At 68.9% G+C, this 20,700-nt stretch carries 16 protein-coding genes; 1 reads left to right on the top strand and 15 read right to left on the bottom strand.

The annotated features are described in order from the left end of the window. From M8H82_RS26170 to M8H82_RS26155, 4 genes are all read right to left on the bottom strand, one after another. Window positions 1-2,154, bottom strand: a 2,154-nt coding sequence (locus M8H82_RS26170; RefSeq protein WP_250077490.1) for a hypothetical protein, incomplete at its 3' end; no start/stop codon positions are given. Window positions 2,155-2,314: 160 nt separating this feature from the next. Continuing rightward, entirely contained in the window at window positions 2,315-2,728 is a 414-nt protein-coding gene (locus M8H82_RS26165; protein ID WP_250077489.1) for a DUF6113 family protein, read from the bottom strand. Then, window positions 2,728-3,621, bottom strand: coding sequence for an N-acetyl-1-D-myo-inositol-2-amino-2-deoxy-alpha-D-glucopyranoside deacetylase (mshB, locus tag M8H82_RS26160; protein ID WP_250077488.1), 894 nt, complete (start codon window positions 3,619-3,621; stop codon window positions 2,728-2,730). The genes M8H82_RS26165 and mshB overlap by 1 nt, the downstream gene beginning before the upstream one ends. Before the next feature lie 33 nt (window positions 3,622-3,654). Next, window positions 3,655-3,849 (bottom strand): hypothetical protein, encoded by a 195-nt coding sequence (locus M8H82_RS26155; protein WP_250077487.1) that lies wholly within the window; start codon window positions 3,847-3,849, stop codon window positions 3,655-3,657. A gap of 177 nt (window positions 3,850-4,026) precedes the next feature. Between M8H82_RS26155 and M8H82_RS26150 the strand changes: the two genes are divergently transcribed. Further along, the gene (locus tag M8H82_RS26150; RefSeq protein WP_250077486.1) at window positions 4,027-6,141 is read left to right on the top strand and encodes a S9 family peptidase; all 2,115 of its coding nucleotides are present in this window, start codon (window positions 4,027-4,029) and stop codon (window positions 6,139-6,141) included. 122 nt (window positions 6,142-6,263) lie between these two features. Here M8H82_RS26150 and M8H82_RS26145 read toward each other — a convergent pair whose 3' ends face one another. The 11 genes from M8H82_RS26145 to typA all read right to left on the bottom strand — a co-directional run bounded on the left by M8H82_RS26145 (window position 6,264) and on the right by typA (window position 20,524). Then, complete coding sequence (locus M8H82_RS26145; protein WP_250077485.1) at window positions 6,264-7,301, bottom strand: ABC transporter ATP-binding protein; 1,038 nt, start codon at window positions 7,299-7,301, stop codon at window positions 6,264-6,266. Continuing rightward, a complete protein-coding gene (locus tag M8H82_RS26140) occupies window positions 7,294-8,277 on the bottom strand; it encodes an ABC transporter ATP-binding protein (protein WP_250077484.1) in 984 nt (327 codons plus the stop codon). The genes M8H82_RS26145 and M8H82_RS26140 overlap by 8 nt, the downstream gene beginning before the upstream one ends. Window positions 8,278-8,280: 3 nt before the next feature. Beyond that, window positions 8,281-9,258 carry an ABC transporter permease gene (locus tag M8H82_RS26135; protein ID WP_250077483.1) on the bottom strand — a complete coding sequence of 326 codons (978 nt, stop codon included), beginning with the start codon at window positions 9,256-9,258 and terminating at the stop codon, window positions 8,281-8,283. Further along, window positions 9,251-10,174 (bottom strand): ABC transporter permease, encoded by a 924-nt coding sequence (locus tag M8H82_RS26130; RefSeq protein ID WP_250077482.1) that lies wholly within the window; start codon window positions 10,172-10,174, stop codon window positions 9,251-9,253. The genes M8H82_RS26135 and M8H82_RS26130 overlap by 8 nt, the downstream gene beginning before the upstream one ends. Window positions 10,175-10,180: 6 nt before the next feature. Then, a complete protein-coding gene (locus tag M8H82_RS26125; RefSeq protein ID WP_250077481.1) occupies window positions 10,181-11,809 on the bottom strand; it encodes an ABC transporter substrate-binding protein in 1,629 nt (542 codons plus the stop codon). A 214-nt stretch (window positions 11,810-12,023) separates the two neighbouring features. Beyond that, window positions 12,024-13,136, bottom strand: coding sequence for an ABC transporter ATP-binding protein (locus tag M8H82_RS26120; protein WP_250077480.1), 1,113 nt, complete (start codon window positions 13,134-13,136; stop codon window positions 12,024-12,026). 14 nt (window positions 13,137-13,150) lie between these two features. Further along, window positions 13,151-14,212: an ABC transporter ATP-binding protein gene (locus M8H82_RS26115; RefSeq protein WP_250077479.1), complete on the bottom strand. Its 1,062-nt coding sequence runs from the start codon at window positions 14,210-14,212 to the stop codon at window positions 13,151-13,153. A gap of 16 nt (window positions 14,213-14,228) precedes the next feature. Continuing rightward, complete coding sequence (locus M8H82_RS26110; RefSeq protein ID WP_250077478.1) at window positions 14,229-15,206, bottom strand: ABC transporter permease; 978 nt, start codon at window positions 15,204-15,206, stop codon at window positions 14,229-14,231. Window positions 15,207-15,303: 97 nt separating this feature from the next. Beyond that, on the bottom strand, window positions 15,304-17,094 hold the full coding sequence (locus M8H82_RS26105) for an ABC transporter substrate-binding protein (RefSeq protein WP_250077477.1): 1,791 nt from the start codon (window positions 17,092-17,094) through the stop codon (window positions 15,304-15,306). A 101-nt stretch (window positions 17,095-17,195) separates the two neighbouring features. Beyond that, window positions 17,196-18,242 carry an ABC transporter permease gene (locus M8H82_RS26100; protein ID WP_250077476.1) on the bottom strand — a complete coding sequence of 349 codons (1,047 nt, stop codon included), beginning with the start codon at window positions 18,240-18,242 and terminating at the stop codon, window positions 17,196-17,198. A 374-nt stretch (window positions 18,243-18,616) separates the two neighbouring features. Next, window positions 18,617-20,524 (bottom strand): translational GTPase TypA, encoded by a 1,908-nt coding sequence (gene typA, locus M8H82_RS26095; RefSeq protein ID WP_250077475.1) that lies wholly within the window; start codon window positions 20,522-20,524, stop codon window positions 18,617-18,619. Window positions 20,525-20,700: the final 176 nt, after the last annotated feature.

The following is a 20,700-nucleotide window of genomic DNA, read 5'->3' as shown; positions in this document are numbered from 1 at the left end:
GTCCCGGTCGGACGTGCTCAGCAGGGCCTGGCGCAGGGCGGCATAGACGTCCTGTGGGGTGACGGCCGTCTTCTTGCCGGTGCCCCGGGTGATCTGCACGCCGTCGAAGGTCTGGCCGTAGAGCTCCTCGAGCGCCTTCAGGTCGGGACTGTCGACGAGCTTGCCGTCGACGGCCTTGACGCGGAGGAACTTCCACAGGGAGTTCTCCGGGCTGAACTCGATGAAGCGGGTGGCGTCCGTGCGCACGATGACGTTGGCCGACATCGCGGGCTCGGCGTACTCCTTCATCATCCGGTCGACCTCGGACTTGTCGACCGTCGGCTCCTTGGCGGTCGTCGCGACGCGCACCGCGGGGGCCGTGCCGGTCTCCACCTGGGTGCGGTACGCCTCCTCGACCGCGTCGGTCGACCCGGCGACGTCGATGCCCTGGCCCGCCTTGCCGTACACGGGGACGGCCTTGCCCGACTCGAACCTGATGGTGCCGTCGGTCAGCGATCCGGAGCCGCCGCCGGCGTTCTCCAGCGCGGCCTGCAGCTTCTCCTCGTCGACCGGCATGACCGGCTCGACCACGCGCTCCTGGCCGAAGAGCGAACCGACCACGGAGACCGGGTTGTAGTCGCTCTGCGCGGCCTCGCTGACGGTGGCCACGGCGTCGAACTGGAGCCCCGCCTGGTCCGGCTCGAGGGCGACGGTTCTGCCGCCGACCGTCAGCTTCAGCTCCTTGTTCACGCGGTCCTCGAAGGCGTCGTCGAGCTTCTTGACCGCGTCGTCACGGGTACCGCCGCCGATGTCGACGCCGAGCACGGTGGTGCCCTTGGGCACGTCGGAGTGGTTCATCAGCAGCCCGGCGCCGTACAGGCCACCGGCCAGGACGATCACGCCGCCGGTGAGCAGACCCCGCTTGCCGCGGCCTTTCTTCTTCTTCGGCGCGGGCGCGGCCGGCACGTTCGGGGAGACCGGCTCGGGCAGCTTGGGGGGCGTGTGCGGCAGCGGTCCGCCGGTGGGCGCGCCCGGCCCGAAGGGGTGCTGGACGGCGGGCGGGACCACCGGGATACCGCTGGTGACGGTGTGCCCGGAGACGTTGTCGGCGGGGTTGCCGTAGCCCGGAGTGCCGGGCTCGGGGGCCGGCTTCTGCGGGGTGAGGATCGCGGTGTCGTCGCTCAGGCCGCCGCCGGGGCCGTGCATGCCGGGGGCGCCGCCCATCGGGCCGGGGCCGGCGCCCATGGGGGGCGCCAGGGGGCTGTCACCGGTCACGGGGCCGGTCGTCGGACCCGCGGGACCCTGCTGTCCGCCCGGGCCGCCGGGGGCGCCGGGGCCACCGGGGCCGTTGAAGCCACTGGGGCCACTGGGCCCGCCGGGACCGGCCGGGCCGCCGGGCACGCCCTGGGCGCCGTGGCCGTTCTGGCCGGCGTTGTCGGAGAAGTACGGCAGGTCGTCGCGGCGCGCCTCGTCGCCGGGGCGGGCGGCGGGGCCCCGCGGGCCTGCGGCCAGCGCCTCGGTCACGTCGAAGGAGCCGGTGCCGCCGCCGTGGCCGGGCGCCACCGGTCCGCCGGTCGCGCCCGCCGGTCCAGCGCCGTTGCCGGCGCCGGGGCGGGCGCCGCCCTGCATGTTCATGGAGCCGACGACCCCACCGGGCCGCGGCGCGCCCGAGCCACCGGCCGTACCCGGCGCACCGGCCGCACCCGCGCCGGGGCGCGGAGCCGAGGGCGCCGAACCGCCGGGCGCACCGGCGCCGTTGCTCTGGCCGCCGCCGCTACCGGCTTTCGGGGGCGCGGACTTGCGCGGTACGAACCACTCGCTCGCCTTCTCCTCGGCCGGAGCCGCGGGCTCGGCGGAAGGCTCGGGCGCGGACGCGGACGCGGCGGCACCCGGCGCGGGCGGCTCGGTCCCGGCGCCCGCGTCGGGGTTCTCGCTGTCCCCGACCGGCTTGCGCACGACGACCGGCGGAATGGGCCGCGATCCGGGGATGTTGATCCGGATCCGGGTCGTCAGTGTGGTCTCGGTCTTGCGGTCCTCCGGCCGCGCGGCCGAACGGCCCGCATCCGGACCGCCGTCGGGAACCGCAGGCGTCCCGTAAGGCGGCGTGCCCGAAGGGTAAGCGGCTCCGCCGCGCCCGTTGGGCCCGGAGGACGGACTGTCAGTTTCACGACTCAAGGCAGGTTCTCCCGGTTGGCTCCGCCGCCCGACTCGTCCTCACTGCTCCGGGCGGCTCGGCGGCGCGCACCACCATACTGGCCACCTCTGGCGCGTATCCCACGACCGCCGGGGAAACCCCCACGGGACTCGCACGTGTGCGGCGCGGAGAAGCAGTACGTCACTTCCCAAGTCGGACGTCGTCGCCCTCCGGTTGCCGCGTGGGGGCGAGGGTGGCGCACATCACAGCCGTGGCCATACCGCCGAGCAGGAAGATGTAGGAGCCGCCGTCCGAGGCGAAGACGAAGTCGCCCTCGGGGCGGCTGGCGGTGAGCAGGATCACGGCGAGCATCCAGCCGCCGGCGGGCGCGACGGCCCCGGCCCGGCCGCGGGTGAGCAGGGCCCCGCCGAGACAGAGCCCGATCTCACCGGCGAGCGCGAGCAGCAGCCCGCCCGGGAACCACGCCCCCTGGATCAGCGCGCCGGCGGCCGCGACGAGCGCGCCGAGCACGAAGAGGCCGAGCAGCAGGGCGAACCGGGTGAAGGAGGGCAGCCCGACTGGCTGGGCGAGCAGCGGCGTCCGGTCGTTCTTCATCACGCGTCCTCGATCCCCGCGAACAGGTCGGTCTCCGGCGTAGCGGCCCTCCCCCAGAGGTCGGCCGGGGGGACCCCCATCTCGCTTCGCTCGCCGCGCGCCAACTCGTAGTACTCGGTGGTGAAGACGGGCTGGGCGAGGTCGTTGGAGAGGACGAAGTACTCCCCCGACACCTCGATCTGGGTGGCGTGCGCGGCCATCGCGGCGGTCTTGGCCGCGGAGTGCGCGGTGCCGTCGACGACGGTCGTGATCCGCTCGTCGTCGACCACTCCGGGCACGTCGTCGAGGGCGGCCGCCTTGGTGAAGGGCAGCTGAGGCAGGGCGGCCGCCAGACGGGCGAACGCCTGTTCGCCGACGGTGCGCGGGACGCGGTTCCAGTAGACCTTGGCGACCGGGCAGCCCGCCCCGGCCGCGAGCTCGGCGGCGCGCATGGCGACGCGGTGGGCCTGGATGTGGTCCGGGTGGCCGTAGCCGCCGTTCTCGTCGTACGTGACGAGGACCTGGGGGCGTACCTCGCGGATCACCTCCAGGAGGTGGCCGGCGGCCTCGTCGACGTCGGCCTGCCAGAAGCAGTCCGGGTCGTCGTTGTCGGGCAGGCCCATCATCCCGGAGTCGCGGTAGCGGCCGGGGCCGCCGAGCAGCCGGAAGTCGTCGACGCCGAGGGCGCGCATGGCGGCGGTCAGCTCGCCCAGGCGGTACTCGCCGAGGGTGGTGCCGGACAGATGGGCGAGGGCGGGCGGGATGACCTCGCCGCGCTCGCCGAGCGTGCAGGTGACCAGGGTCACATGGGCACCCTCGGCGGCGTACGCGGCCATCGTCGCGCCGTTGTTGATCGACTCGTCGTCCGGGTGCGCGTGCACCAGCAGCAGACGCCGGGAGGGCAGTTCCGTCATGGTCCCCACCCTAAGGGGGCGGCCCCGGGGTGATCAGAACTTGATGCTGCCGATCATGCTGGCCACGCTCGTGGTCAGGTCGTTGATCGTGGGCGCCATGGTCGAGGAGGCGAGATAGAAACCGAGCAGGATGCAGACGAGCGCATGACCGCCCTTCAGTCCCGACTTCTTGACGAGCAAGAAGACGATGATCGCCAGCAGCACCACCGCCGAAATCGAGAGTGCCACGGCGGCTCACCTCCAAAGATCCCAGGAGCGCGGGGGGTCGGACTTGGGGGGCAGATAAATCCACATCACAGCCAGCGGGTTCATACCCACTATGCGCTAGTGATCATAACTATCCGTACGTGCGCATCGGATGGCGCACGGCCGCACAAGGGGGCGCATGGCCAATATGGTCGGTCCATGACGACGAGGTCTGACTCCTTCCCCCGGCGGCACGCCCGGACCCAGCGGTTCACGCTCGGCGCGCCGCGCGCGTTCACCGTGGCGCCCGACGGTTCGCGGGTCGCGTTCCTGCGCTCCTCCTCCGGTACGGACCGGGCCAACGCGCTGTGGGTGCTCGACTCGAAGGGCGGTGGGGAGCGCGTGGCGGCGGACCCGCGCGCCCTCCTCGGCGGTACGGCGGAACGCCTCTCCGCGCAGGAGCGCGCCCGGCGCGAACGCAGCCGCGAGGGGGGCGCCGGCATCGTCGGCTATGCCACCGACGCGGCCCTGGAGTTGGCGGCTTTCGCCTTGTCAGGCCGCCTTTTCGTGGCCGAGCTGCGGGCCGGGACGGCACGCGAGCTCCCCGTCCGGGGACCGGTGATCGACCCGCGCCCCTCCCCCGACGGCCGCCATGTCGCCTACGTCGCCGGGGGCGCCCTGCGCGTGGTCGGTGCCGAGGGCGAGGGGGAACGGACCCTGGCCGAGGACGGGTCGGAGCAGGTTTCGTACGGTCTGGCGGAGTTCGTCGCGGCCGAGGAGATGGGGCGTTCGCGGGGCTTTTGGTGGGGTCCGGACTCCGACCGGCTGCTGGTGGCACGGGTGGACGACACGCCGGTGAGCCGGTGGTGGATCGCCGATCCGGCCCATCCGGAACGTGCGCCGCAGGAGGTGGCGTATCCGGCGGCGGGGACCGCCAACGCGGACGTACGGCTGTTCGTGATCGGCCTCGACGGGGGGCGCACGGAGGTGCTGTGGGACCGGGCCCGCTATCCGTATCTGGCGCATGTGCACTGGTCAGCGGCGGGTGCGCCACTGCTGCTCGTACAGGCGCGCGACCAGCGCAGCCAGCTGTTCCTGGCCGTGGACCCGGCGTCCGGGACGACCCGGATGGTGCATGCGGACGAAGATCCAACTTGGCTGGAACTTTTCCCTGGGGTGCCGTGCTGGACCCCCTCCGGGCGACTGGTGCGGATCATCGACGAGGGTGGCGCGCGGGTCCTCGCGGTAGGTGAACGGCCGCTGACGGGAGCGCAGTTGCACATCCGTGCGGTACTCGACGTCTCGGACGACGACGTGCTGGTCTCGGCGTCCGCCGGGGAAGCCGCGGCCGAGCCGGAGATCGGCGAGGTGCATGTCTACCGGGTGAACGAACTCGGGGTGGAGCGCCTGTCGCAGGAGCCCGGGGTGCACTCGGCGGTGCGCGCCGGCGGCGTGACCGTATTGGTGTCCGCGTCCCTGGACCGGCCGGGGTGGCGGGTGCGGGTCTTCCGGGACGGGAAGCTGACCGCGACCATTCCCTCGCACGCCGAAAATCCCGGTATGTCCCCGCGCGTGACGTTCACCCAAGGGGGCGCACGGCGTGTCCCGTGCGCCGTGCTTATGCCAACGGACTACCGCGGTGGCGCCCCCCTGCCGGTGCTGCTGGACCCTTATGGCGGTCCGCACGGCCCGCGGGTGGTCGCCGCGCACAACGCGCTGCTCACCTCGCAGTGGTTCGCCGACCAGGGGTTCGCCGTGGTCGTGGCCGACGGCCGGGGCACGCCGGGCCGCTCGCCCGCGTGGGAGAAGGCGATCCACCACGATCTGACGGTTGCCCTCGACGACCAGATCGATGCCCTCCAGGACCTCGCGAAGACCCACCCGCTCGATCTGTCCCGGGTGGCGATCCGCGGCTGGTCCTTCGGCGGCTGGCTGGCGGCGCTCGCGGTGCTGCGCCGCCCGGACGTCTTCCACGCCGGCATCGCGGGCGCGCCGGTCACGGACTGGCGGCTGTACGACACCCATTACACGGAGCGGTATCTGGGCGGCCCGGCCGCGCATCCGGAGTCGTACGCGAAGAGTTCCCTGGTGACGGACGAGGGTCTGTCCGCCCCCGCCGAGGGCCACCGCCCGCTGATGATCGTGCACGGCACGGCCGACGACAACGTGGTGTTCGCGCACGCCCTCCGGCTGTCCTCGGCCCTGCTCTCGGCGGGCCGCCCGCACGAGGTCCTGCCCCTGTCGGGCGTGACGCACATAACGCCCCAGGAGCAGGTCGCGGAGAATCTGCTGCTGCTCCAGGTGGACTTCCTGAAGCGCTCGCTGGGGCTGTAGGAACGGCAACGGACCGGGGCGACATGGCGTGCCCCGGTCCGTTTACGGCACCCGCACGGCCGTACGGTGTTCAGACTGACGCGTCCGTATATCGGAACCGGGTCAGGGGAGTTGCCTCCGTGTTACTCCCGGCCCTCCGTCGGCACGACCTGCTTCTCCTCCGCGAAGTGGCAGGCCGAGTCGTGTGCGGCGGGACCCTCCAGGAGACTGAGGTGGGAGGGGACCGCGAGGAGGGGGACCTCCTGGGCGCAGCGTTCCTGGGCCTTCCAGCAGCGGGTGCGGAAGCGGCAGCCGGAGGGGATGTTCGTCGGCGACGGGACGTCGCCGGCCAGGATGATCCGCTCGCGGTGTTCCCGGGCCTCGGGGTCGGGGACGGGGACCGCGGACAGCAGCGCCTGGGTGTAGGGGTGCGTCGGGTGGTCGTAGATCTCGGCGTCCTTGCCGATCTCCACGATGCGGCCGAGGTACATCACGCCGACCCGGTCGGAGATGTGCCGGACGATCGACAGGTCGTGGGCGATGAAGATGTAGGAGAGGTCGAACTCTTTCTGCAGGCGGTCCATCAGGTTGATGACCTGGGCCTGGACCGAGACGTCCAGGGCGGAGACCGGTTCGTCGGCGACGATGACCTCGGGGCGCAGCGCGAGACCGCGGGCGATGCCGATGCGCTGGCGCTGGCCGCCGGAGAACTGGTGCGGATAGCGGTTGATGTACTCCGGGTTGAGGCCGACGACGTCCAGCAGGTCCTGCACCTTGCGGCGCCGGTCGCCCTTCGGGGCCACCTCGGGGTGGATGTCGTAGGGCTCCCCGATGATGTCGCCGACCGTCATGCGGGGGTTGAGGGAGGTGTAGGGGTCCTGGAAGACCATCTGGATGTTGCGGCGGACGGCTCTCAGGGCCTTGCCGGAGAGCTTGCCGATGTCCTCGCCCTTGTACCGGATCGAACCCGCCGTCGGCCGCTCCAGGTGGACCAGCAGCTTGGCGACCGTCGACTTGCCGCAGCCGGACTCCCCGACGATGCCGAGGGTTTCGCCCTGGTCCAGTTCGAAGTCCACGCCGTCCACGGCCTTCACCGCGCCGACCTGCTTCTTGAAGAGGATGCCCGTGGTCAGCGGGTAGTGCTTGACCAGGCCCCGGACCTGGAGGATCGGCTCAGCCATGGAGGCACTCCCGCCAGAAGTGGCAGGCGCTGCCCCGCTCCTCGTCCGAGGAGGTCACCTCGTACAGCGGAGGTTCGTCGGTGCGGCACACGTCCTGGGCCATGGGGCAGCGCGGGTGGAAGGCGCAGCCGGGCGGGATGTGCATGAGGTTCGGCGGCAGTCCCTTGATGGCGTAGAGCTCCTGGCCCTTCTGGTCGAGGCGGGGGATGGAGTCGAGCAGGCCCCGGGTGTAGGGGTGGGCCGGTGCCTTGTAGATGTTGTGGACGGGAGCCGACTCCACGATCCGGCCCGCGTACATCACGGCGATCCGGTCGGCGACGTCCGCGACCACGCCGAGGTCGTGGGTGATGAGGATCAGGCCCATGTTGTACTCGCGCTGCAACTCCGCGAGCAGCTCCATGACCTGGGCCTGGACCGTGACGTCCAGGGCGGTGGTCGGCTCGTCGGCGATGATCAGGGCGGGCTCCAGGGCCAGCGCCATGGCGATCATGATGCGCTGGCGCATGCCGCCGGAGAACTGGTGGGGGTACTGCTTGACCCGTTCCCGGGCGGCGGGGATGCGGACCCGGTCCATCAGCTCCACGGCCTTGGCCCGCGCGTCCTTCTTCGACATCCCCCGGTGCACGACGAACATCTCGCCGAGCTGGTCGCCGACGCTGAGCACGGGGTTCAGGGACGACAGCGCGTCCTGGAAGATCATCGCCATCTCGGCGCCGCGGATCTTCCGGCGCTCCTCCTCCTTCAGCTTCAGCAGGTCCTTGCCCTGGAAGAGGATCTCGCCCGCGGTGATCCGTCCCGGGGGCATGTCGAGGATGCCCATGACGGTCTGCGCGGTGACCGACTTGCCGGAGCCGGACTCGCCGAGCACGGCGAGGGTCTCGCCCGCGTCCACGCCGTAGGTGACGCCGTTGACGGCCTTGGCGACACCGTCCCTGGTCCGGAACTCCACGTGCAGATCACGCACTTCGAGCAGCACGTCTCACCTCAGCTTCGGGTCGAGGGCGTCGCGCACCGCGTCGCCGAGCATGATGAAGGCCAGGACGGTGATCGCCAGGGCGCCCGAGGGCCAGAGCAGGGCGTGCGGGGCGTTGCGGATGTAGGGGGAGGCCGCCGAGATGTCGATGCCCCAGGAGACGCTCGGCGGTTTCAGGCCGACGCCGAGGTAGGACAGGGTCGCCTCGAGGGCGATGTACGTGCCGAGCGCGATGGTCGCCACGACGATGACCGGGGCGACCGCGTTGGGCGTGATGTGCCGCAGCAGCATGCGGGAGTTGGAGGCGCCGAGCGCGCGGGCGGCCTGGACGTAGTCGTTCTGCTTGACGGTGATGACCGAGCCCCTGGCGATACGGGAGATCTGCGGCCAGCCCAGCAGCACCATGAACCCGATCACCGGCCAGATGCTGTTGTTGGTGACCACCGACAGCAGCACGAGTCCGCCGAGGACGACGGGGATCGCGAAGAACACGTCCGTGATCCGGGACAGCACCGAGTCCCACGTCCCGCCGAAGAACCCCGCGAGCCCGCCGAGCACGCTGCCGAGGATCGCCACCCCGAGCGTGGCGCAGACGCCGACCGTCACGGACGTACGGGCGCCGTAGACGGTACGGGTGTACACGTCGCAGCCCTGGCCGTTGAAGCCGAAGGGATGGCCGGGCTGGGAGCCCTGCTGGGCCTTGGCCAGGTCGCACTTGAGCGGGCTCATCCAGGTGATGGCACCCGGCCACAGGGAGATGAAGACCAGGAAGAGGATGACCAGCCCGGCGATGATGAAGACCGGGTTGCGCCGCAGGTCGCGCCAGGCGTCGGACCACAGCGAGCGGGGCTTGTCCTGCGGGCCGGTGCCGGCCGGGCCGCCCGGCGTCTTCTCCAGGCTCTCCCCCTCCGACGTCGCCAGATCCATGGCGCCCCCCATGCCGGTCGAGGCGATGACACCCTCGGGTTCGCGGGGTTCAGGCATAGCGGATCCTCGGATCGAGTACGGCGTAGAGCAGGTCGACGAGCAGGTTGGCGACGAGGAAGACCAGGACGAGGACGGTCACGAAGCCGACCACCGTCTGGGTGTTCTGCCGCAGGATGCCCTGGTACAGCTGGTAGCCCACGCCGTGGATGTTGAAGATCCGCTCGGTGACGATCGCGCCGCCCATCAGCGCGCCGATGTCGGTGCCGATGAAGGTGACCACCGGGATCAGCGAGTTGCGCAGCAGATGCCTGGTGATCACCCGGCGCCGGGGCAGGCCCTTGGCGACGGCCGTACGGACGTAGTCGGACCGCTTGTTCTCCGCGATGGAGGTCCGGGTCAGCCGGGTGACGTAGGCGAGGGAGACCGAGGCGAGGACCAGGCCCGGCACGATCAGCTCGCCGAACGTGGCCTCGGTGGAGACGGAGGGCTTGATCCAGCCCCACTCCACGCCGAGCAGCAGCTGGAGCAGCAGGCCCGTGACGAAGGTGGGCACCGAGATCACCACGAGGGTGACCAGCAGGACCCCGGTGTCGACGGGCCGGCCGCGGTGCAGACCGGTGATGACACCGAGCGTGATGCCGATGACGATCTCGAAGAGGATCGCGACGATCGTCAGCCGGATGGTCACCGGGAACGCCGTCGCCATCAGCTCGGTGACCTCCTGCCCGTTGAACGCGGTGCCGAAGTCGCCGGTGAAGACGTTCCCCATGTACGTCAGGTATTGCTGCCAGACCGGCTTGTCGAGACCGAACTCCTTCTCCAGCTGGGCGGCCGTCGCCGGGTCGCACTGCCGGTCGCCGCAGAGTCCCGCGATGGGGTCGCCCATCACGTTCACCATGAGGAAGATCAGCAGGGTCGCCCCGATGAAGACCGGGATCATCTGGAGCAGGCGCCGGACGACGTACCGTCCCATGGGCGCTCAGCCGACCTTGATCTCGTTGTAGACGGGGACGCTGAACGGGTTGAGCTTCACCTCGGACAGCCGCTCCGAGTAGCCCGCGCTGCCGTTCTGGTACCAGAGCGGGATGGCGGCCATGTTGTCCCGCACGACCTCCTCGGCGTCCTGGAAGGTGCCGACCGCCGTGGCGGTGTCGCTCTCGGCGTTGGCCTTGTCGACCAGGTCGTCGAACTCCTTGTTGGACCACTTGCCGTCGTTGGAGGAGGCGTTGGTGTAGTAGAGCGGCTGGAGGAAGTTCTGGATGAGCGGGTAGTCCATCTGCCAGCCCGCACGGAAGGGTCCGGGCATCTTCTGGTCGGTGATCTGACTGCGGAAGTCGGCGAAGGTGCCGACCGGGTTGCCGACGCAGGCGCGTTCGTTGTCGAGCGCGTTGTTGATGGAGTTGCAGACGGCGTCCACCCAGTCCTTGTGCGAGCCGGTGTCCGCGTTGTACGTGATCTTGACCTGTCCGCCGGGGAGCCCGCCGCCCTCCTCGATGAGCTTCTTGGCGGCGTCGGCGTCGTACTCGCACGCGTCTCCGCACAGTCCTTCCTTGAAGCCGCCGTCCTCGCCGAGCACCGGGGAGGTCCAGTCGGTGGCCGGGGTGCGGGTCTTCTGGAAGATGGTCTCGGTGATCTGGTCCCGGTCGATGGCCCGGGACAGGCCCGTGCGGACCTTCTCCATGCCGGGCTTGTTCCAGGCATCGTCGTAGAAGGGGAAGGCGAGCGTCTGGATGATGCCGGCGGGGGTGTTGAGGTAGCGGTCGCCGAGGTCGGCCTTGACGTTCTTGAGCTGGGCGGCGGGGACGTCGTCGACCAGGTCGAGGTTGCCGGCCAGCAGGTCGGTGTAGGCGGTGTTGTTGTCGGTGTACACCTTCAGGTCGACACCGCCGTTCTGCGCCTTGTCGTCCCCGGGGTAGCCGTCCCAGGCGCGCAGCGACATCTGCGAGCCCTTGGCGTAGGAGTCGATGGTGTACGGGCCGTTGCCGACCGGCTTGCTCAGCCAGGCGTCGTGGTCGTCGAAGAAGGCCTGCGGCAGCGGGGCGAACGCCGGATAGCCGAGGGTCTCGGGGAACGTCGAGAACTTCTGGCTGAGCTTGACGGTGAACGTCTTGTCGTCGACGACCTTCAGGCCGGAGAGGGTGTCGGCGCTCTGCTTGCTGCCGTCCTCGGGGTGGGTCTTGTCGTACCCCTCGATGTAGCTGAAGAAGTAGGCGTTCTTCTGGTTGTTCTTCAGGCTGGCGCCGTAGTTCCAGGCGTCCACGAAGGACTTGGCGGTGACCTTCTCGCCGTTGCTGAAGGTCCAGTCCTTGATCTTGACGGTGAAGTTCTGCGAGTCGGTCGTCTCGATGCTGTCGGCGAGCATGTTCTCGGCCTCGCCCGTCTCCGGGTCGTACTTCTTCAGGCTGCGGAAGATCATGTCGAGGACCTTGCCGCCCTGCACCTCGTTGGTGTTGGCGGGCTCCAGCGGGTTCTGCGGGTCGCCCCAGGAGGAGCTCAGCACCGCGCCGGTGTCCCCACCGCTGTCACCGCCCCCGCCTCCGCAGGCCGTCGCCGCGAGCGCTACCGCCGCCGCGCATGCGGCCCATTTGGCGTGCGTGGCTCCACGCATGGAGTCCTCCTCATGACTGCGCTGTGCTTGCGCCGTGTTTCCAGCGCCGGGACGCTGGGCTCCTACCGGCAAATATCGGCCGATATGACACAGAGCGCACACTCTTGCGGCCCTATGGGCTACAAACGCGTCGGGCCTGCCCTCCGGAGCGGGCCGCACCCGGCTGGGGGTGCGACCTGCTCCGGCGGACAGGCCCTGAAGAGGTGAAGCGGAGTCAGTCCTGGTCGGCCTCGAGAGCGATGAGCGCCGGGTCCATGACGACGTCCTCGTCGCGGGCCACGGTGGTCGGCTCCTCGGGGAAGTGGCACGCCGTCAGGTGGCCGCCGCGGTTGCCCGAGATCTGCACGAGCGGGGGCTCCTCCGTGGCGCACTTGTCCTGCGCCTTCCAGCAGCGGGTGCGGAACCGGCAGCCGGACGGCGGGAAGATCGGCGAGGGCACGTCACCGTAGAGCCGGATCCGCTCCCGCTGCTCGACCTCGTCGTCCACCTGCACCTCGGGCACCGCGGAGAGCAGGGCGTGGGTGTAGGGGTGCCGGGGCCGGTTGTAGATGGAGTCCCGGTCGCCGACCTCGACCACCTTGCCGAGGTACATGACGGCCACGCGCTGCGAGAAGTGCCGCACGATCGCCAGGTCGTGGGCGATGAAGACGAAGGCGATGCCCAGCTCGTCCTGGACCTTCTGGAGCAGGTTCACCACCTGCGCCTGGATGGACACGTCCAGCGCCGAGACCGGCTCGTCGGCCACGATCAGCTTAGGGTTCAGCGCGAGCGCGCGGGCCACACCGATGCGCTGGCGCTGACCGCCGGAGAACTCGTGCGGGAAGCGGTTGTAGTGCTCGGGGTTGAGGCCGACCAGCTCCAGCAGCTCCTGGACGCGCTTCTCCCGGCCGCCCTCGGGGTTGATTCCGTTGACCTCCATCGGGGACTTGATGATGGAGCCGACGGTCTGCCGCGGGTTCAGCGAGGAGTACGGGTCCTGGAAGATCATCTGGATCTCGGACCGCACCGGCGCCAGCTGCTTGCGCTTGGCACGGGTGATGTCCTGACCGGCGTACGTGATCTGGCCCGCGGTCGGCTCCAGGAGCCGGGTCATCAGACGTCCGGTCGTGGACTTGCCGCAGCCCGACTCGCCGACCAGGCCGAGGCTCTCGCCGACGCCGACGCTCAGATCGACGCCGTCGACGGCCTGCACGGCGCCGACCTTGCGTTTGATCGGGAAGCCGCCGTAGATCGGGAAGTGCTTGGTCAGGCCCTTGACCTCCAGGAGCGGCTCCGTGGAGGCGGGTGTGGAGCCCTGCTGTGCGGGGAGGGTGAGGTTCTCGCTCATGATCTCGGTTCTCCCTAGCGCAGCCGGGGCTGGATCTCGTCGATGAAAATGGTCTGCTTCTGCTCCGCCGAGAGGTGGCAGGCGGAGGCACGGCCCTCGCCCAGCGGCGGCCGGGTGTCGGTGCACAGCGTGCCGGGCACCTTGTCGCGGAAGGTGCAGCGCGGGTGGAAGGGGCAGCCGGTCGGCGGGTTCAGCAGCGACGGCGGGCTGCCCGGGATCGGCGTCAGCTCCTGGTGGATGTCGCCGTCGAGGCGCGGCATGGAGCTGAGCAGACCCCAGGTGTAGGGGTGCCTCGGGGCGCGCAGCACTTCCTTGACCGAGCCGCGCTCCACGGCCCGGCCCGCGTACATCACCAGCAGGTCGTCGGCCATGTTGGCGATGACGCCGAGGTCGTGGGTGATGAAGACGATCGCGGAGCCGAACTCCTGCTGCAGGTCCTTCAGCAGGTCGAGGATCTGCGCCTGCACGGTCACGTCGAGCGCGGTGGTCGGCTCGTCGGCGATCAGCAGCTCGGGGTCGCACATCAGGGCCATGGCGATCATCGCGCGCTGGCGCATACCGCCGGAGAACTGGTGCGGGTAGTCGTCGAAGCGCGTCTTGGGCTGCGGGATGCCGACCTTCTCCAGCATCTGGACGGCCCGGTTCTTGGCCTCCTTCTTGGAGGCGCCCATGTGCTTCATGTACGGCTCGGAGAGCTGCCGTCCCACCGTGTAGTACGGCGACAGCGCCGTCAGCGGGTCCTGGAAGATCATCGCCATCTTGTTGCCGCGGAGCTTCTCCAGCTCGTGCTCCTTGGCGGTGACGAGCTCCTGGCCGTCCAGGACGATCTCGCCCTCGACGGTGGTGGTCCGGGGGTTGTGCAGGCCCAGGACGGTCAGGTTGGTGACGGACTTGCCGGAGCCCGATTCGCCGACGATGCCCAGGGTCTTGCCGCGTTCGACATCGAAGGAGAGGCCGTCGACCGCCTTGACGATGCCGTCCTCGGTGGAGAACTGCACCCGCAGGTCACGGACCGAGAGGAAGCTCTCGGGCCCGGTCGGGGCCGGCACGTCCTCGGTTTTGGTCAGTGTGGTCACGGTGGTTCGTTCTTCCTTAGGAGAGTCGGACGCGCGGGTCGATCCAGGCGTACGCGATGTCGACGAGGATGTTGAGGAGCAGGATGAAGAAGGCTCCGACCAGCATGACGCCCATCGTCAGCGGGAGGTCCTTCGTGACCGCTCCATCCACGGCGAGGCGGCCGATCCCCTGAAGGTCAAAGGTGAGTTCGGTGACGACACCGCCGCCGAGCAGCGAGCTGAGGTCGATGCCGAGGATGGTCACGATCGGGATGAGCGAACCGCGCCAGGCGTAGCGGAAGAACACGTACTTCTTGCCCATGCCCTTGGCCCGGGCGGTGCGCACGTGCTCCTCCTGGAGCTGCTCGATCATCGAGGAGCGCGCCATACGGGTGTACTGGCCGGTGAAGATCGTCGCCATGACGGCCATGGGGATCCACAGACCGGCGAGCCAGTTGAACGGGTCCTCGGTGAACGGGATGTACTTCGGGTTCTCCACCCAGCCGGTGCTGTACACGAAGATCAGCAGCACGATCGGGCCGAGGAAGTAGATCTGGAACGAGCTGAGCACCATGGACGCGCCGGTGGCGGCCTTGTCGATCATCGTGCCGCGCCGGTAGGCGGCGAGCATGCCCGCGCCGATTCCGACGAAGAGGAAGACGACCAGGGCGCCGACCGTCAGGGACAGGGTCAGCGGGAGGCGGTCCAGGATGATGTCGGTGACGTTGTCGTTGTAGAAGAACGACCGGCCCAGGCACGGGGCGGGGCAGTCACCCTGCGGGAAGTCACGGCCGGCCACGACGCCGGACATGAACTCCCAGAACTGCGTGGCAAGCGGCTGGTTGAGGCCGAGGGCCTGCCGGATGTCCTCCAGTCGCTCGGGCGAGCAGTCCTTGCCACAGGCCAGGGAGGCGTAGTCGGACGGCGCGGCGACGAAGAGGAAGAAGGTTGCGGCGCCGATCAGGAACAAGGTGACGACGGCACCGACCGAGCGCCGGAGGATGAACTGAAGCATGGCGGGGGGCTGCTCTCTGCGGAGACGGTGGACGGGTTCACGGAACCGCGGGGGCGCGCTCCGCCTGGTGCGCGCCCCCGCGAACAGCCGTAGAGAGCTACGACTTCAGGAACACTCGGGTCACGTCCAGGTAGCTGGACTCAGTGCTGTAGCGGGCACCGCCGACGTTCGAGCCGTAGAGCTGGAACTGCTTGGTGTACCACAGCGGGGCGGCCGGGTTGATCTCCTCGAGGATGTACTTGTGGGCGTCTTCCCACGTCTTGGAGGCCTTCTCCGGCTGCTCGGTCAGGGCCTTCTTGATCAGCTCCTGGACCTTCGGGTCGTCGATGTGGGAGTAGTTCGGCGCACCGTCGGCGACCTGGTCACCGTCGTAGATCGGCGTCACGACCGTCGCGGCGGACGGCCAGTCCTGGCCCCAGCCGGTGATGTAGATGTCGAACGGGTTGTCGAGCTTGCCGATCTGCTCGTAGTAGCTCGCGGCGTCGATCTCCTTGGAGACGACGTCGATGCCGACCTTGCCGAGGGCGTCCTCGATGGCGACCTTGCGCTTCTGGCCCGCCTCGGAGTTGGCGTAGGCGAAGACCAGCTTCTTCTCGGACGCCGGAACGTCGGCGAGCAGTTCCTTGGCCTTCTCGATGTTGCCCGCCGGCGTCTTCAGACGGCCGTAGGGGTCGTACTTCGCGTCGTAGCCCGGCAGGGTCGGGGCGAACAGGTTCGGGGCGACGTCGCCACCGAACGCGCCACCCTCACCGGCGATCAGCGACTTGGAGTTCACCGCGTAGGTGGCGGCGTCACGGACGGCCTTGTTCTTGACGCGGTCCATGTTGAAGGTCAGCGTCATCACGTAGGGCTGGTAGCCCTTGATGGTGCGCTTGTTGACCTCCGGGGCGCCGATGACGTCCTGGATCTGGGTGGCGTCGACACCGCCGGTGAACTGGATGGCGTTCTTGGCGTCACCCTGGTCGGAGATCAGACGCTTGGTCTGGGACGACTCGGTGATGCCGAACTCGAAGTTGAAGCCGTCCACGTACTGGTGACGCACCGAGTCCGTCTTCGGGTCCCAGTTCTCGTTCTTGACGAGCTTCAGGGTCTTGCCGGCCTTGAACTCCGCGATCTTGTACGGGCCGAGGGCGACCGGAGCCGTGTCGTACTTCTCCTTCGTGTCGGACTCCTCCGGCACGATGGAGTAGCCCGGCATGGCCAGCGTCATCGGCAGGTCGGGACGCGGGGTGTCGAAGTGGAAGACGATCGTCTTGTCGTCCGGGGTCTCCAGGACCGAGTCCGGCAGGTGCTTCTTGCCGAAGCCGCCGTCCGGCAGCGCCTTGCGGTAGTCCGCGCCGCTCAGCCAGGTCTGCAGGTAGGTCGGACCGTCGAAGATGAACTCGGCGTACAGGCGCTCGACGGAGTGGCGGACGTCGGCGGAGGTTATCTCCTTGCCGTTCTCGTCCTTGATGCCGTCCTTCAGCTTGAACGTCCAGGTCTTGTTGTCGTTGGACGACTTACCGGAGTCGGTCGCGAGGTCACCCACGACGGCGACGCCGCCCTTGCCGTCCTCCTCGAAGTTGGTCAGGCCACGGAAGACCAGGTTGGCGAACTGACCGGCGTCCGAGACGTAGATCTGGCCCGGGTCCATGTGCGAGAGACCGGACTCCTGGTAGACCGTGACGGTGCCGCCCGGCTTGGCCCCGGGGACCTCTTCGGCCGGACCGGTCGAGGCCTTGGCGTCCAGGTAGGCAACACCCTGGGACTGCTCCTTGGCCTTGTCCTGGCTCTCGCCCTTCTCCCCACTGGAGTTTCCGGTGTTCTCCGAGCAGCCCGTGAGCGCGAGGGAGCCGGCCGCGATGGCGACCATGATGGCGCGCGCTCTGCGCGAGGTGAACGACTTCATAGCGGTGAATGCACCTACCTGTCGGTTGTTATCCGTATGTACTGCCTGACGCGGCTGGTAGGCCGACGTGGGGGCGGCAGCCACCCCCCACCAAGGACGGCTCAGCGCCCGGACTTGGGGTCGAAGGCATCCCGTACCGAGTCTCCGAGGAGGTTGAAGCACAGGATGAAGATCACGAGCGCCACACCCGGGAAGAAGATGAACGCAGGGTCCTGCTGGGTGTAGTCGGCGCCGGCGGCGAACAGACGCCCCCAGTCCGGGGTGGGCTCGACGAAGCCGACGCCCGCGAAGGAGAGGAAGGCGATGGTGAGGATGGTGCTGGGCAGCTGGTACGTGAACTGCACGAGCACCGGCGTGACGATGTTCGGCAGGACCTCCTTGCGGATGATCCGGCCCGGCGAGGCCCCGGAGACCTTGGCGGCCTCGATGAACTCCCGCTCACGCAGGGCCAGTACCACGGATCGGACAAGGCGGGACATACCCATCCAGCCCAGCACCCACAGCACGATCAGGATCGCCAGCGCCCGGAAGTACGTGGGCGTCTCGTCCCGCGGGTCCACGAAGAACGAGGTCACCACGGGCATGAAGGCGATGAAGAACAGCTGCGACGGGAAGGACAGGAAGAAGTCCGTGACCCGGCCGAGCCAGTAGTCGGTGCGACCGGCGAAGTAGCCGCCGACCAGACCGATGATCACGCCCGTCACCGTCAGCAGAACCGACACTCCGAGCGCCATGAACAGCGACGTCCGCATGCCGTACACCAGCATGGCGAACAGGTCGCGGCCGTACTGCGGCTCCACACCGAACCAGTGATCGGCCGACATCCCGCCGAAGTAGCCGAGCGGAAGACCGAACTCGTCCAGGACCGGCTTGTCCGCGTACGTCGGGTCCTGACCGTACAGCGTGTACGGGTTGGTGCCGCTGATCGCGGTGAGCAGCGGCGCGGACAGCGCGACGACGAAGAAGAAAATGACTACGCCGGCACAGAAGACCCCTGTACGGTCACGCCTGAAGCGCTGCCACATCAACTGCCCGGGAGAGCGACCCTCAAGCTTCTTCGGCTTGTCGGCAACCTCGGAGGTCGCTTCGAGTTCAGGGTCCAAGGCGACCGCGGACCCGGAGCCCTCGGCCTTCGTCGGACTGGTCATGTGTGTTCTTCCCCCGGGGGGTTGGAGAGTTGAGCGCAGCACAGATACCGGCAGGTTCTGTGGTTTGGGGGAACTGTCGCCAAATGCATCAACGCGCGTCAAGGGCGTAAGACATAGGGATCTCCCTACCGTCAATATTTTGAGCAAAAATTGCAAAGATTGACACCTATACGCGCTTGACAGGTGGGACAGCAGATCGACCAATCGGACATATCGTCAGTTATTTTTGTTTACACGTCCGAAACTTGATCCTCGCGGCACCGATATCCGAACAGGGCTCCGCGGGCCGCTTAAATCGGCCTGAACAACGAAACCCCGGCCCTCCGTCCGGGACGGAGGGCCGGGGTTTTTTCCGCGTGAGGTGCGGGGGTACGTCAGCCGTGCTTGGCGCGGCTCGCCGCACGGGCGCGCTCGCGGGCGTCCAGGTTCACCTTGCGAATGCGAACGGCCTCCGGGGTGACCTCGACGCACTCGTCGTCGCGGCAGAACTCCAGCGACTGCTCCAGGGAGAGCTTGCGCGGCGGGACGATCGCCTCGAACGAATCGGCCGAGGACGACCGCATGTTGGTGAGCTTCTTCTCCTTGGTGATGTTGACGTCCATGTCGTCGGAGCGCGAGTTCTCGCCGACGATCATGCCCTCGTACACCTCGGTGCCCGGGTCCACGAAGAGCACGCCGCGCTCCTGCAGATTCGTCATCGCGAACGCGGTGACGGCACCGGCGCGGTCGGCGACCAGGGACCCGTTGTTACGGGTCTGGAGGGTGCCGAACCAGGGCTCGAAGCCCTCGTGGATGGAGTGTCCGATACCCGTACCCCGGGTCTGGGTCAGGAACTCGGTGCGGAACCCGATGAGGCCGCGGGACGGCACGACGAACTCCATGCGGACCCAGCCGGAGCCGTGGTTGGACATGTTGTCCATCCGGCCCTTGCGGACACCCATGAGCTGCGTGACCGCGCCCATGTGCTCCTCGGGCACGTCGATCGTCATGCGCTCGACCGGCTCGTAGACCTTGCCGTCGACCTCCTTGGTGACGACCTGGGGCTTGCCGATGGTCAGCTCGAAGCCCTCGCGGCGCATCTGCTCGACCAGGATGGCGAGCGCGAGCTCACCACGGCCCTGGACCTCCCAGGCGTCGGGACGCTCGGTGTCCAGGACGCGGAGCGAGACGTTGCCGACCAGCTCGCGGTCGAGGCGGTCCTTGACCTGACGGGCGGTGACCTTGCGGTCCTTGACGGCCGCCTTCGCGTCGGCGCCCTTGCCGGTACCGCCGCGACCGACCAGCGGCGAGGTGTTGGTGCCGATGGTCATGGAGATCGCCGGCTCGTCGACCGTGATCAGCGGGAGCGCGACCGGGTTCTCGGGGTCGGCGAGGGTCTCGCCGATCATGATGTCCGCGATACCGGCGACGGCGCAGATGTCACCGGGGCCGGCCACCTCGGCGGGCTTGCGGGTGAGCGCCTCGGTCATCATCAGCTCGGTGATGCGGACGTTGCTGATCGTCCCGTCACGCTTGATCCACGCGACCGTCTGGCCCTTCCTGAGCTCGCCCTGCTCGACCCGGAGCAGCGCGATGCGGCCGAGGAAGTTGTCGGCGTCCAGGTTGGTGACGTGGGCCTGCAGCGGGGCGGCCTCGTCGTAGACCGGGGCCGGGACGTGCTCCAGGATGGTGGAGAAGAACGGCTCCAGGCTGGTGGAGTCGGCGGGGACGGTGCCGTCCTCCGGCTTGGTCAGCGAGGCGATGCCGTCACGGCCGCAGGCGTAGACGATCGGGAACTCGATCTGGTCCTCGTCGGCGTCCAGGTCGAGGAAGAGGTCGTACGTCTCGTTGACGACCTCGTCGATCCGGGAGTCGGGCCGGTCCGTCTTGTTGATGCAGAGGATGACCGGCAGCCGCTGCTGGAGCGCCTTGCGGAGCACGAAGCGGGTCTGCGGCAGCGGGCCCTCGGAGGCGTCCACCAGCAGCACGACGGCGTCCACCATCGACAGGCCGCGCTCGACCTCACCGCCGAAGTCGGCGTGGCCGGGGGTGTCGATGATGTTGATGGTGATGACGTCGCCGCCATCCTTGGGGTGGTACTTGACGGCCGTGTTCTTGGCCAGGATCGTGATGCCCTTCTCACGCTCCAGGTCGTTCGAGTCCATCATGCGGTCGTCGAGGGACTCGGCGGCGTGCGCGGCGAAGGAGCCGGCCTGCTTGAGCATGGCATCGACGATGGTCGTCTTGCCGTGGTCGACGTGAGCGACGATGGCAACGTTGCGAATGTCGTGGCGCGTGGCCATATTGCGGCGTTCTCCCGGAGTGTGAGGACGGCCTGCGCGTACATACGTGTTACGCGGGCCCTGCCGGGCTTGACATGCCACGGCCTCACCCCATGGTACGGGGCGCGGGGTGTGCAAGCGCGCCGGGATACATCCGCGCAGGTGGGGACGTGTTTACGGGGCCGACGGCGGCCGCC

It is taken from the genome of Streptomyces sp. YS415, from assembly GCF_023544665.1.
In the GTDB taxonomy this organism is placed as follows: Bacteria; Actinomycetota; Actinomycetes; order Streptomycetales; family Streptomycetaceae; genus Streptomyces.
Note: the sequence above shows the minus strand (reverse complement) of the source record. Positions and strands in the feature narration are given on the sequence as shown.

Bases quoted from the DNA above. Each gene is read 5' to 3' on its own strand.
- M8H82_RS26100 (WP_250077476.1), bottom strand. From the start codon at position 18,242: ATGACCAGTCCGACGAAGGCCGAGGGCTCCGGGTCCGCGGTCGCCTTG.
- M8H82_RS26165 (WP_250077489.1), bottom strand. From the start codon at position 2,728: ATGAAGAACGACCGGACGCCGCTGCTCGCCCAGCCAGTCGGGCTGCCC.
- M8H82_RS26110 (WP_250077478.1), bottom strand. From the start codon at position 15,206: ATGCTTCAGTTCATCCTCCGGCGCTCGGTCGGTGCCGTCGTCACCTTG.
- typA (WP_250077475.1), bottom strand. From the start codon at position 20,524: ATGGCCACGCGCCACGACATTCGCAACGTTGCCATCGTCGCTCACGTC.
- M8H82_RS26125 (WP_250077481.1), bottom strand. From the start codon at position 11,809: ATGCGTGGAGCCACGCACGCCAAATGGGCCGCATGCGCGGCGGCGGTA.
- mshB (WP_250077488.1), bottom strand. From the start codon at position 3,621: ATGACGGAACTGCCCTCCCGGCGTCTGCTGCTGGTGCACGCGCACCCG.
- M8H82_RS26145 (WP_250077485.1), bottom strand. From the start codon at position 7,301: ATGGCTGAGCCGATCCTCCAGGTCCGGGGCCTGGTCAAGCACTACCCG.
- M8H82_RS26150 (WP_250077486.1), top strand. From the start codon at position 4,027: ATGACGACGAGGTCTGACTCCTTCCCCCGGCGGCACGCCCGGACCCAG.
- M8H82_RS26105 (WP_250077477.1), bottom strand. From the start codon at position 17,094: ATGAAGTCGTTCACCTCGCGCAGAGCGCGCGCCATCATGGTCGCCATC.
- M8H82_RS26130 (WP_250077482.1), bottom strand. From the start codon at position 10,174: ATGGGACGGTACGTCGTCCGGCGCCTGCTCCAGATGATCCCGGTCTTC.
- M8H82_RS26120 (WP_250077480.1), bottom strand. From the start codon at position 13,136: ATGAGCGAGAACCTCACCCTCCCCGCACAGCAGGGCTCCACACCCGCC.
- M8H82_RS26135 (WP_250077483.1), bottom strand. From the start codon at position 9,258: ATGCCTGAACCCCGCGAACCCGAGGGTGTCATCGCCTCGACCGGCATG.